This window comes from Pseudomonas sp. NPDC088429 (genome assembly GCF_044753305.1).
Lineage (GTDB): Bacteria > Pseudomonadota > Gammaproteobacteria > Pseudomonadales > Pseudomonadaceae > Aquipseudomonas > Aquipseudomonas rustica.
Genome location: NZ_JBIVMX010000056.1, coordinates 1 through 11712 on the forward strand (window position 1 = coordinate 1; position 11712 = coordinate 11712).

Annotated in this window: 9 protein-coding genes and 1 pseudogene; all 10 read right to left on the reverse strand. The window is 61.2% G+C overall.

From position 1 onward, the window contains the following. A pseudogene (locus ACIP66_RS22220) lies at positions 1–814 on the reverse strand (PCRF domain-containing protein); the annotation flags it as partial. Between the two features lie 209 nt (positions 815–1023). Further along, the gene (locus ACIP66_RS22225; protein ID WP_053117527.1) at positions 1024–2025 is read right to left on the reverse strand and encodes a PleD family two-component system response regulator; all 1002 of its coding nucleotides are present in this window, start codon (positions 2023–2025) and stop codon (positions 1024–1026) included. Between the two features lie 48 nt (positions 2026–2073). Continuing rightward, positions 2074–3084, reverse strand: a complete 1011-nt coding sequence (locus tag ACIP66_RS22230) for a chemotaxis response regulator protein-glutamate methylesterase (protein ID WP_400650893.1) — start codon at positions 3082–3084, stop codon at positions 2074–2076. Beyond that, positions 3081–5351, reverse strand: coding sequence for a hybrid sensor histidine kinase/response regulator (locus ACIP66_RS22235; protein ID WP_159813796.1), 2271 nt, complete (start codon positions 5349–5351; stop codon positions 3081–3083). The genes ACIP66_RS22230 and ACIP66_RS22235 overlap by 4 nt, the downstream gene beginning before the upstream one ends. Next, on the reverse strand, positions 5348–6031 hold the full coding sequence (locus tag ACIP66_RS22240) for a chemotaxis protein CheW (protein ID WP_282358188.1): 684 nt from the start codon (positions 6029–6031) through the stop codon (positions 5348–5350). The genes ACIP66_RS22235 and ACIP66_RS22240 overlap by 4 nt, the downstream gene beginning before the upstream one ends. Then, on the reverse strand, positions 6028–7299 hold the full coding sequence (locus tag ACIP66_RS22245) for a CheR family methyltransferase (RefSeq protein WP_400650896.1): 1272 nt from the start codon (positions 7297–7299) through the stop codon (positions 6028–6030). Before ACIP66_RS22245 ends, ACIP66_RS22240 begins: the two co-directional genes overlap by 4 nt. After that, the gene (locus tag ACIP66_RS22250; protein WP_212543978.1) at positions 7296–7832 is read right to left on the reverse strand and encodes a chemotaxis protein CheW; all 537 of its coding nucleotides are present in this window, start codon (positions 7830–7832) and stop codon (positions 7296–7298) included. The genes ACIP66_RS22245 and ACIP66_RS22250 overlap by 4 nt, the downstream gene beginning before the upstream one ends. After that, positions 7832–9454 carry a methyl-accepting chemotaxis protein gene (locus tag ACIP66_RS22255; protein ID WP_053117509.1) on the reverse strand — a complete coding sequence of 541 codons (1623 nt, stop codon included), beginning with the start codon at positions 9452–9454 and terminating at the stop codon, positions 7832–7834. The genes ACIP66_RS22250 and ACIP66_RS22255 overlap by 1 nt, the downstream gene beginning before the upstream one ends. Positions 9455–9800: 346 nt before the next feature. Beyond that, positions 9801–10856, reverse strand: coding sequence for an acyltransferase family protein (locus tag ACIP66_RS22260; protein WP_400650901.1), 1056 nt, complete (start codon positions 10854–10856; stop codon positions 9801–9803). Positions 10857–10919: 63 nt separating this feature from the next. After that, entirely contained in the window at positions 10920–11642 is a 723-nt protein-coding gene (locus tag ACIP66_RS22265; protein ID WP_400650903.1) for a tellurite resistance TerB family protein, read from the reverse strand. Positions 11643–11712: the final 70 nt, after the last annotated feature.

Below are 11712 nucleotides of genomic sequence, written 5' to 3' on the forward strand. Positions count from 1 at the left end.
GACCACGGTGTAGGTCGGTACGTGGGTGATACGTACGGCCGAGTCGGTGGTGTTTACGTGCTGACCACCGGCACCCGAGGAACGATAGGTGTCGATCCGCAAGTCTGCCGGGTTGATTTCGATTTCCACCTTGTCATCGATCTCTGGCGAGACGAAAACAGCGGAGAACGAGGTGTGACGACGGTTGCCGGAGTCGAACGGGCTCTTGCGCACCAGACGGTGTACGCCGATCTCGGTACGCAGCCAGCCAAAGGCGTATTCGCCCTTGATGTGCACGGTCGCACCTTTGATACCGGCGACTTCACCGGCCGACAGTTCCATGATCGTGGCGTCGAAACCGCGTTTATCCGCCCAGCGCAGGTACATGCGCAGCAGGATGTTGGCCCAGTCTTGCGCTTCGGTGCCGCCGGAACCGGCCTGGATGTCCAGGTAGGCGTTGTTCGGGTCCATTTCATGGCTGAACATGCGGCGGAATTCCAGCTTGGCCAGATTTTCCTCGAGACGGGCCAGCTCGGCGACGACATCGCCCACTGCGCCTTCGTCGTTTTCTTCGACGGCCATGTCCAGCAGATCGCGGCAATCGGCCAGGCCAGCGTTCAATTCGTCGAGGGTGTCGACGATTTGAGCCAGCGCCGAACGCTCGCGGCCCAGCTCCTGGGCGTATTCAGGTTTGTTCCAGACACTCGGATCTTCAAGCTCGCGATTGACTTCAGTCAGACGCTCATGCTTTTGATCGTAGTCAAAGATACCCCCGAATAGTTTCGGAGCGCTCGGACAGGTCCTTGATGGTGTTCAGGATCGGGTTGATTTCCATGACGGGCAGCACTCGTTGGCGAACTTTTGAAAGCCGGCGAGTATAACGTAATCAGGCTGTGACGGCAGCCCGTCTGGCGGGTGTGGCGGCGATTCACTTGACGCCTTTCACCTGTAGGAGCTGCCGAAGGCTGCGATCTTTTGACTTTGATTTTAAAAACAGATCAAAAGATCGCAGCCTTCGGCAGCTCCTACAGGGGATTGCGGTGGTTATTCGATCCCGACCTGGTTGCGGCCATTGTTTTTGGCCAGGTACAGGCCACGATCCGCCGCCGAAATCAGCAACCGGCAATCCGTGCCCGACTGCGGCACCATCGTCGCCAGGCCGATGCTGATGGTCAGGCTTACGCCTTCCGCCGGGGTGTTGTGCGGGATTTTCAGCGACGCCACGGTCTGCCGCAGCTTCTCCGCCACCAACCGCGCCCCACCCGGCGAGGTGTTCGGCAGCACCAGCGCAAACTCTTCGCCGCCGTAACGCGCCGGCAAGTCCGACGGTCGCGCACTGGCGTCACGGATCGCCGTGGCCACCTTGCGCAACGCCTCATCCCCTTCCACATGACCAAAACTGTCGTTGTAGGATTTGAAGTAATCAACATCGATCATCAGCAACGACAACTGACTCTGATCACGCAACGAGCGGCGCCATTCCAGTTCCAGGTATTCATCGAAATGGCGGCGGTTGGACAGCCCGGTCAGGCCATCGGAGTTCATCAAGCGTTGCAGCACCAGATTGGTGTCGAGCAATTGTTGCTGACTGACCCGCAGCGCGCGGTATGCCGCATCGCGCTGCAGCAATGTCATGTACGAGCGAGAGTGATAACGGATGCGCGCCACCAGTTCGATGGTGTCCGGCAGTTTCACTAGATAATCGTTCGCCCCGGCCGAGAACGCCGCGCTCTTGATCAGCGGGTCTTCCTTGGTCGACAGGACGATGATCGGGATGTCCTTGGTCGCCGGGTGATTGCGGTATTCGCGCACCAGGCTCAGGCCGTCGAGACCGGGCATCACCAGATCCTGGAGGATCACTGTCGGCTTGATCCGTACCGCCTGGGCGATGGCCTGATGCGGGTCGGAGCAGAAGTGGAAGTCGATGTTTTCCTCATTCGACAGCCCACGGCGCACGGCTTCGCCGATCATCGCCTGATCGTCCACCAACAACACCATGGCGGCGTTTTCGTCGGTTTTAATGTCGTCGATCTGTAAATCAGTCATGGGCGGTCACCTGAGTACTGCGGGGGCCAGGATTGCGGATAAATCGGTTCATTTGGGGAAAATCTCCAGCAATCGTGGCGCTATCTTTTCCAAGGGGCGGATTTCTACGGCGGCATCGATCGCGGCGGCGGCCTTGGGCATGCCGTACACCGCACTGCTTTGCTGATCCTGCGCGATGGTCAGATAACCCTGTTGACGCAAAAGCTTAAGCCCTTGCGCGCCGTCGCGTCCCATCCCGGTCAACAAAACCCCGACCGCATCACCGTTCCAGTAACTGGCGACGCTTTCGAAAAACACGTCGATCGAGGGTCGGTAGATCTCGTTGACCGGTTCGGCGGTGTAGGCCAGCGTGCCGTTCTTGAGTAAACGAATGTGGTGGTTGGTGCCGGCCAGCAACACTGCGCCGGCCTGTGGCGGCTCGCCTTCGCGGGCCAGACGCACATTGAGGCCGCTGGCGCTGGCGAGCCATTCGGCCATGCCGGCGGCAAACACCTGATCGACGTGCTGCACCAGCACAATCGCCGCCGAAAAATCGCGAGGTAGACCTTTGAGCAAGACTTCCAGCGCTGCCGGGCCACCCGCCGATGAACCGATCGCCACCAGTCGCTGGCGCGAGCCGGAGCTGCGCGGAGGTGTCGGTGCCGGGCGCGAGCGCGGTGCCTTGTCGCCGATCAGCCAGCCAATATTAAGGATCTTGCGCAGCAACGGCGCCGCCGCTTCCCGTGCGTCACCCGCACCGAGCGCCGGGGTGTCGACCACATCCAGTGCGCCGTGGCCCATGGCTTCGAACACGCGATGGACGTTCTGCTGGCGGTCAACCGTGACAATCACGATCGCGCACGGCGTTTCGGCCATGATCCGCCGTGTGGCTTCGACGCCGTCCATCACCGGCATGATCAGATCCATGAGGATCAGATCCGGGGTGTTTTCGGCGCACAGTTGCACCGCCTCGGCGCCGTTGCGGGCGACCCAGACCACCTGATGCGCCGGCTCGAAGGCCAACGCACGGCGCAGCGCCTCCACCGCCATCGGCATGTCGTTGACGATTGCGATCTTCATGCCCGCGCTCCTCCGATGAGCTCGACCACTGCGTCGAGCAGGGCGTCGTCATGAAAACTGGCTTTGGCTAAATAATAGTCCGCCCCGGCGTCCAGTCCACGGCGGCGATCCTCTTCACGATCCTTGTACGATACAACCATCACCGGCAGCGATTGCAGACGGTTGTCGCGGCGCAGCAAGGTGACCAGCTCGATGCCGTCCATGCGCGGCATGTCGATGTCGGTAATCAGCAAATCAAAATCCTCGGAGCGCAGGGCGTTCCAGCCGTCCATACCGTCCACCGCCACCGCAACGTCGTAGCCGCGATTGAGCAGCAGCTTGCGTTGCAACTCGCGTACGGTCAGCGAATCGTCGACTACAAGCACGCGTTTGCGCGCCGCTTCCACAGCCTGATTGCCATGGCGGGCGATGCGCTCAAGGCGCCCGGTATTGAGCAGTTTGTCCACCGAACGCAGCATGTCCTCAACGTCGACGATCAACACCACCGAACCGTCGTCGAGCAAGGCGCCGGCAGAGATGTCCTGCACTTTGCCCAGACGTTCGTCGAGTGGCAAGACCACCAAGGTGCGCTCGCCAATGAAGCGCTCCACGGCCACGCCATAAATCGCGTCGCGCTCGCGGATCACCACGACTTTCAGGGTTTCGCCGCTGTTCTGGCTGGCCGGGCGATTGAGCAATTGACTCGCCGCAACCAGCCCGACATGCCGGCCTTCGTGCCAGAAATGCTGGCGACCTTCGACCTGCACGATGTCTTCGGGCTCCAGATCGCACATGCGTTCGATGTGCGCGAGCGGAAAGGCGTAGGCCTCCTCGCCGACTTCCACCACCAGACTGCGCACCACCGACAGGGTCAGCGGCACCTCCAGATGGAAACGACTGCCCTCGCCCGCCGTTTGCTCCAGCTCTACCGCGCCGCGCAACTGGCGCACCATGTGCTGCACCGCGTCGAGGCCGACGCCACGGCCGGAGACTTCGGTGACCGTGTCGCGCAGGCTGAAACCGGGCAGAAAGAGGAACGTCAGCAGTTCTTCTTCGCTCAACTGCGCGGCGGTTTCGGCTGGGGATAACTGCCGTTCAATAATGCTGCGGCGCACCTTTTCCAGATCGACGCCGTTGCCGTCATCGCTCAGCTCCAGCACCAGCAAACCGGCTTGATGCGAGGCGCGCAGACGGATCAGGCCTTCCTCGGATTTGCCCTTGAGCAGGCGCTGCTCCGGGGTTTCGATGCCGTGATCGACCGCGTTGCGCAGCAAATGCGTTAGCGGTGCTTCGAGTTTTTCCAGCACGTCGCGATCGACCTGGGTCTTCTCGCCTTCGATCTCCAGCCGCACCTGTTTGCCGAGACTGCGGCCCAGATCACGCACCATGCGCACCTGACCGGTGAGCACGTCGGCAAACGGGCGCATGCGGCAGGCCAACGCAGTGTCGTAAAGCACTTGCGCGCGCTGGCTGGCCTGCCAGGCGAACTCGTCGAGTTCGGCGTTTTTCTCGCTCAGCAGTTGCTGCGATTCGGCGAGCAAGCGCCGCGCGTCTTCCAGAGCTTCCAGCGCTTCAAGGCTCAGCGCGTGTTCCTTGAGGTGCACGTTGAGGTTTTCCAGCGCGCGCAAGCCGTTGTTCTGCATGCGCTTGAGGCGCTGCATGGTCGCCAGATGCGGCTTGAGGCGCTGGGTTTCGACCAGCGATTTACTCGACAGATCGAGCAGGCTGTTGAGGCGTTCGGCGGTCACGCGCAGCACGCGTTCGCCACCCTCGGTGGTACGTCGGCTTTTCTGTGGCGTGGGTTCTGGCGTTTCAACCGGCGGTTCGAAAGCAGGCGCAGGCGGCGCTTCGAGTTGCAACTCGGCCATCAGCGGCGCAGCGACGGCAGTTGGCAGCGCTGACGGATCGAGCAACTGCCCCATCAACGCCACGTACGCTTCAATATCGCGCGGTTGCGGCGCATTCGCCGGCGTCGCAATGCGCATCAGCAGATCGGTGCCCTGCAACAACGCATCGATGTGTTCCGGGCGCAACAGCAATCGGCCTTCCTGCGCACTGACCAGACAATCTTCCATCACATGGGCGACGCTGACGCCGCTGTCGATGCCGACAATCCGTGCCGCGCCTTTGAGCGAGTGCGCCGCGCGCATGCACGATTCGAGTTGATCGGCCTGGGTCGGATTGCGTTCCAACGCCAGCAGCCCGGTGCTGAGCACTTGGGTCTGCGCTTCGGCTTCGAGGCTGAACAGCTCCAGCAAGGAGGCGTCGCGCATTTGCTCGGGGGTCATGTGAGGCTCCGGGTCACGGCGGACAGCAACTGTTCTTCATCCAGCCAACGCAGGCTGCGACCGCGAAATTGCAGGACGCCACGGGTGTATTTGGCGCTGGCCTGCGCGCCGGATTGTGAGGCGGCATCGAGGATGCGCTCGTCGATGGCATGAATGCCGTCAACTTCATCCACCGGCACCACCACCGGCCCGCCATGGGCGGCGATGATCAGCATGCGCGGCATCACCCGCCCGGTGCTGACCGGCACGGCATTGGCGTCCAGATCAAGCAACTCAACCAGCGACAGACACGCCACCAGTGCGCCGCGCACGTTGGCCACGCCGAGCAAGGCCCGTGAGCGCTGGTGCGGCAACGAGTGAATCGCCTGCATCGGCGCCACTTCGACCAGACTGCGCGTTGCCAGCCCAAGCCATTCTTCGCCGAGACGGAACATCAGCAACGAACGGGTTTTGACGTCGGTTTCAACCACGCTGGCGACCGGATCTCGCTCATCCTGCTGCAGCGAGTAACGGTCGAGCAATCGCGTGGCGGCGGCGGAATACACCGCGCAGTTGCGGCAATGAATGTGTTCTTCCAGCAGCGGACAGGACTTGTCGCCATGGATGCCGATGCGGTTCCAGCAATCGTCGATGGCCCGGGCGTCTTCGTGGGTGACGTTCAAGGTGTCGGACGCGATCATCGTTTACGCTCACTGTCGGCGGTGCGGCCGCTGCGGGCAGCGCGCTCCTGCAATCGTCTGGCACCGGCGCTGTCACCCTGGGCCTGCAGCAATGCGGCCAGGTGCATCAGCGCTTCGGGGTGTTGCGGTTCGAGGTACAGAGCTTTGCGGTAGAAACCTTGGGCTTCGAGGGTCAGGCCGGCGACATCGCTGAGCAGACCTAGCCAATAGAACACCTGCGCCACCGGTTCGTGGCTGCGCAAATACTGTTCACACGCGACGCGGGCCTCGGCACTTTTGCCTTCGTTGGCCAGCGCGGCAATGTTCGCCAGCAGCGTTGCCGCGTCCGGGTTGGCGCTGGCGCGGGTGGTCGGCATTGGCGTCACTGCGCTGAACGGCCGATTGCGTACCGGCGTTGGCGGCGTGCTGCGCGGCGGTGGGCTGATCGGCAACGTGACCGGTTTTGGCGTCGGCAGCGGCTCGGGATGCGGATCGCTGTGACGACTGAACGCGAAGGACTGCGGGATGCCGATCGAACGCATGCCCAGACGCCCGAGCAGACTGCCCTCGGCCGGGCCGATGAACAGCACGCCGTCGTCGTGGGTGAGGCGTTTGAGCACTTCGAACACTTGCTTCTGCGTCGCTTGGTCGAAATAGATCAGCAGGTTGCGACAGAACACAAAATCGAACGGCGGATCGCTGGCCCACAACGTTGGATCAAGCACGTTGCCCACCTGTAAACGCACCTGCTCGCGAACGTTCTCGTTGAGCAAATGACCGTCCTGTTGCGCACTGAAATGGCGCTCGCGATAAGTCAGTTCATCGCCACGAAAGGAGTTTTTGCCGTACAGCGCGCGCCGGGCTTTTTCCACCGACAGCGGGCTGACGTCCATGCCGTCGACTTTGAATTGATGCGGTTTGAGCCCGGCATCGAGCAAGGCCATGGCAATCGAATAAGGTTCTTCGCCGGTCGAACACGGCAGGCTGAGGATGCGCAGCGCGCGCATGTTGTTCAGCTCGCCAAGGCGTTTCAGCGCCAGTTTGCCCAGCGTCGCGAAAGATTCCGGGTAACGGAAAAACCACGTTTCCGGGACGATCACCGCTTCGATCAGCGCTTGCTGTTCATCGCGCGAACCTTGCAACAACTGCCAGTATTCTTCGGCGTTGGCCGCTTGCGACAGCGTGGTGCGCTGACGCACCGCACGCTCGATAATCGCCGGGCCCACCGAGGTCACATCGAGGCCGATGCGCTCTTTGAGGAAGTCGAAAAAGCGCTGATCGCTGCTCATGGCTGCCCCTCGAACTGCGCCGGACTCAGCGGCGGATCGGGGAACAGCAAGGCGCGCACGCCGTCATCGAGCAAATCGTTGACCCGCACCCATTGCACCAGCCCCTGCGCATCTTCGCGCACCGGGCCGAGGTACGGCGCCTCGCGATTGTCGAGGCCGTACGGCTGAAAATCCTGCGGGTTGCAGCGCAGCGTGTCGGTGGCCTGTTCAAGAATCAGCCCGAGCCATTGCCCCGGCTGCGACTCGTCCGGGCGGTAATGCACCAGCACCAGTCGCGTGCTGGTGCGCGCCTCGGCCGGTTGACCGAATGTCAGCGCGCTGAGGTCAATCACCGGCACCACCGCACCGCGATAGGCGAAGACCCCGGCGACCCACTGCGGCGCCCGTGCGATCGGTTTCAACGGCAGGCGCGGCAGCACTTCCGCCACCTCGGTCGCGCGCAACGCGTAACGTTCGCTGCCAATGCGAAACAGCAGGAATAACGCCTGCTTCGCCACCGGGGCGACGTTGCGTTTGGCGATGATTTCGCTCATCAGACTTTGAATCGCGATACGCCGCTGCGCAGCCCGACGGCCACCTGGCTCAGTTCGTCGATGGCGAAACTGGCCTGACGCAGCGACTCGACGGTCTGGCTGCTGGCATCGCCCAACTGCACCAGCGCGTGGTTGATCTGCTCGGCGCCGGTGGCCTGCGCCTGCATGCCTTCGTTGACCATCAACACGCGCGGCGCCAGCGCCTGCACTTGATGAATGATCTGCGACAGTTGCTCGCCGACCTGCTGCACTTCCGACATGCCGCGACGCACTTCTTCGGAAAATTTGTCCATGCCCATCACCCCGGCCGACACCGCCGACTGAATCTCGCGCACCATTTGTTCGATGTCATACGTGGCGACCGCAGTCTGATCCGCCAGACGTCGCACTTCGGTGGCGACCACGGCAAAACCACGGCCGTATTCACCGGCCTTCTCGGCTTCGATCGCGGCGTTGAGCGAGAGCAGGTTGGTCTGGTCAGCGACTTTGACGATGGTCACCACCACCTGATTAATGTTGCCGGCCTTCTCATTGAGGATCGCCAGTTTGGCGTTGACCAGATCGGCGGCGCCCATTACCGAGTGCATGGTGTCTTCCATGCGTGCGAGTCCTTGCTGGCCGGAGCCGGCGGCCACCGACGCCTGATCGGCAGCGGTGGAGACTTCAGTCATGGTGCGCACCAGATCGCGCGACGTGGCGGCGATTTCGCGGGAGGTCGCGCCGATTTCGGTGGTGGTCGCGGCGGTTTCGGTGGCGGTGGCTTGCTGCTGTTTGGAAGTGGCGGCGATTTCAGTCACCGAGGTGGTCACCTGCACCGATGAGCGCTGCGCCTGGGACACCAGCGAGGTGAGCTCGGTCATCATGTCGTTGAAGCCGGTTTCCACCGCGCCGAATTCGTCTTTGCGATCGAGGTTCAAGCGCGAGCTGAGGTCGCCGGTGCGCATGATTTCGAGGATTTTCACGATGCGGTTCATTGGCGCCATGATCGCGCGCATCAACAGCAGACCGCACAAGCCGGCGGCCAGAACGGCGACCAGCAGGGAAATGATCATGCTGACTTTGGCGGCTGCCACAGCCTCATCGATATTGGCCATGGCCTGATCGGCGACTTTTTTGTTTTCGCCAATGATGTCGTTGAGCTTCATGCGGCCGGCGTACCAGGCTGGCGTGAGCTTCTCGTGGAATACCTTGATCGCATCGGCTTCCATGTTGCGTTTGTGCAGGTCGAGCACCACGTCCTGAAGTTGCAGATAGGCGTCGTGATACTTCTCGAACGCGGCGAACTCGCGGCGATCCTCGTCGGTCGCCATGGTCTTGCGGTAATTTTCCATCTGCTCCAGCAGGCGCGACTCGAACGACTTGTAATCGGCCTCGTCTTCGCTGCTGATGCCCTGCCCTTCCTTGAGCCCCAACAGTTCCTGAGTCTGCAAATAGCTGTCGACCCACGCGCCGCGAATCATCGAGCTGTAATAAACCCCGGGAATCGCGTCGTCGCGGACACTGTTTTCACTGGCTTCGATCTTCAACAGTCGCGAATAGGAGAGCACCACCATCAGCAACATGATGGCGATAATCACCGCAAAGCTCGCCAAAATGCGTTGGCGCAACGTCCAGTTCTTCACAGTGATTCCTCGTGCCTAGGTCGAAATGCGGGGAGTATAGCCGAGGGCGGTGTTTCATTTATAAGACGCTTTTTAACCCCCGGGCCTGCCCGACGCGGTTGGCGGGAGGCTCTAAGGTGGGACTGTCCGACAATTAGGGGTGGGCGTGCCAGCGATGAAACGGCAAAAAGAGGCGGCGCAATGGCCATTACGGCCCTACTGCATCAGGTGCCTAACCAAAATCTCATGACCACCACGACCAAATGTGCAGGCTTGCTCGCGAAGGCGCTGTGTCAGTCGACACTTCTGGTAACTGATAGACCGCATTCGCGAGCAACCCCGCTCCCACAGGGGATGGTGGCTGGGCTTAAGACTGTGCTTGCAGGGGGAAGCCGTTGCGCAATCTTGTGATGATCGCCCTTCCCACGCCGACACTGGGTTTTTCCAGCAATCGGTAGCTGACGCTGGCTAGCAGCAGCGTTGCCAGCACGTAGCAGAGGAAGACGCCCGGGTTGAATTGCGCCTGAAGATCCGTCGCGTGCGCTGCCCACTCCAGAAAAAACGGGTGCATCAGATACACCGAATAACTGATCGTGCCCAGATACGTCAGGCTCTTGAAGTGGCGGCGGAAAAACAGGGTCATAGCCAGCGCAAACGCCATCCCCACCAGATAGCTGACCAGGTAGGCGTAGGGATTTTCGTTGTGCCCATAGTCGGCGTTGTAGGCCAACAGGCAAATCACCGGCAGCGATACCACGAACAACGCCAGCCAGACTGCGACGAATTGGCGAAGGGACGCGGTGCCCGCACCGAGGCTGACATCTCGCCAGAGGCTGCCAAAAAACATGATCGACAGGCACAGCGGCAGCGCCACCGGGATCTTTTTCGCCAGATAGAACCGGGCTGCTGCAAAGATCAGTGCCACGATCAGCAAACCAATGGCCGCGCCAAATCGCACGCCGGCCTTGCGCAAAAGCCCCACGCTGAACAGCGCCGCGCAGGCCATGTAAAAGAACATCTCAATGATCAGCGTCCAGTAAACCCCAAACAGATCCGGGGTTTTCAGAAGCGCCTGAAACATCGTCATGTTAATCAGCACGGTCGAGACCGGCACCGGCGTCGACAAAAACCAATACGAACTCAACACCGCCAGCGCAATGGAAAACCAGTATGCCGGGTACAACCGGAATAACCGCGAAACGGCGAACGCCGCCAGCGCATGCCGACCTTCTTTCAGGCTGTAGGGAATGACCATTCCGCTGAGCAGAAAGAAGATCACCACGCCCACCTGCCCGAGGTTCACGTAGGTAAAGAAAAACGTGTCCTTGAGCGGCGTTCTTTCGATGAAGTGCGCAGCCACGACCAACAATGCCGCGATGCCTCGCAGGGCATCCAGATGCGTCAGACGATTAGACGTGGTCATGCGTTGTTCCCGTAAATGTGCGAGGCGCTACAAACTACCGACGGCCCCGACAACCCACAAGATTTAAGTCAACGCCTGGCGCACCTGCTTCTCCAGTTCGATTTTCAGACCGGGCTCCAGCTTTAACTGCCGCGCCAGTTCATCCAGATACGACTTCTCCATGAAATTCTCTTCGTCCACCAGCATCACGCTGGCGATGTACATCTCTGCGGCCATTTCCGGCGTACTCGCGGCGCGGGCCACGTCGGTGGGGTCGAGGGGTTTGTTGAGTTCGGCGTGCAGCCAGTGTTGCAGTTCCTGATCGTTGTCGAGTTTGGTGAATTCACCTTCGATCAACTGACGCTCGCGATCATCAATGTGGCCGTCAGCTTTGGCGGCAGCAACCAGTGCTTTGAGAATCGCCTGACTGTGTTGCTCGACTTGCGCCGGTGGCAGACGGTCGATCGTCTGCGGTTCAGTTTGCGGCGCGATGCCTTTCTGCGCGTTGTAGTTGCCGTAGGCCTTGTAAGCCAGCACACCCAGCGCCGCGAGGCCGCCGTAGATCGCGACTTTGCCGCCGACCTTGCGCACTTTTTTGTTACCGAGCAGCAATCCCATCGCGCCAGCCGCCAGCGCTCCGCCGCCCGCGCCTGACAACAGGCCGCCGAGGCCACCGGAGCCAGATGCGCCACCGAGCAAGCCGCCCAAGCCTCCACCGGAGGATTTGTTCTGCGAACCACCGGCCTTGTTCTGCAACAGATCCTGGCCGGACTTGAGTAGTTGATCGAGCAATCCACGGGTGTTCATGTTCCGCCTCCAAAACAGGGGTTATCCGGATCTATAAGGCCTCCAGCCTAGTTCGAAAGTGCCCGTGACC

Excerpts from the sequence above, each read along its gene's own strand:
- ACIP66_RS22225 (WP_053117527.1), bottom strand. The coding sequence starts at position 2,025 with ATGACTGATTTACAGATCGACGACATTAAAACCGACGAAAACGCCGCC.
- ACIP66_RS22230 (WP_400650893.1), bottom strand. The coding sequence starts at position 3,084 with ATGAAGATCGCAATCGTCAACGACATGCCGATGGCGGTGGAGGCGCTG.
- ACIP66_RS22235 (WP_159813796.1), bottom strand. The coding sequence starts at position 5,351 with ATGACCCCCGAGCAAATGCGCGACGCCTCCTTGCTGGAGCTGTTCAGC.
- ACIP66_RS22240 (WP_282358188.1), bottom strand. The coding sequence starts at position 6,031 with ATGATCGCGTCCGACACCTTGAACGTCACCCACGAAGACGCCCGGGCC.
- ACIP66_RS22245 (WP_400650896.1), bottom strand. The coding sequence starts at position 7,299 with ATGAGCAGCGATCAGCGCTTTTTCGACTTCCTCAAAGAGCGCATCGGC.
- ACIP66_RS22250 (WP_212543978.1), bottom strand. The coding sequence starts at position 7,832 with ATGAGCGAAATCATCGCCAAACGCAACGTCGCCCCGGTGGCGAAGCAG.
- ACIP66_RS22260 (WP_400650901.1), bottom strand. The coding sequence starts at position 10,856 with ATGACCACGTCTAATCGTCTGACGCATCTGGATGCCCTGCGAGGCATC.
- ACIP66_RS22265 (WP_400650903.1), bottom strand. The coding sequence starts at position 11,642 with ATGAACACCCGTGGATTGCTCGATCAACTACTCAAGTCCGGCCAGGAT.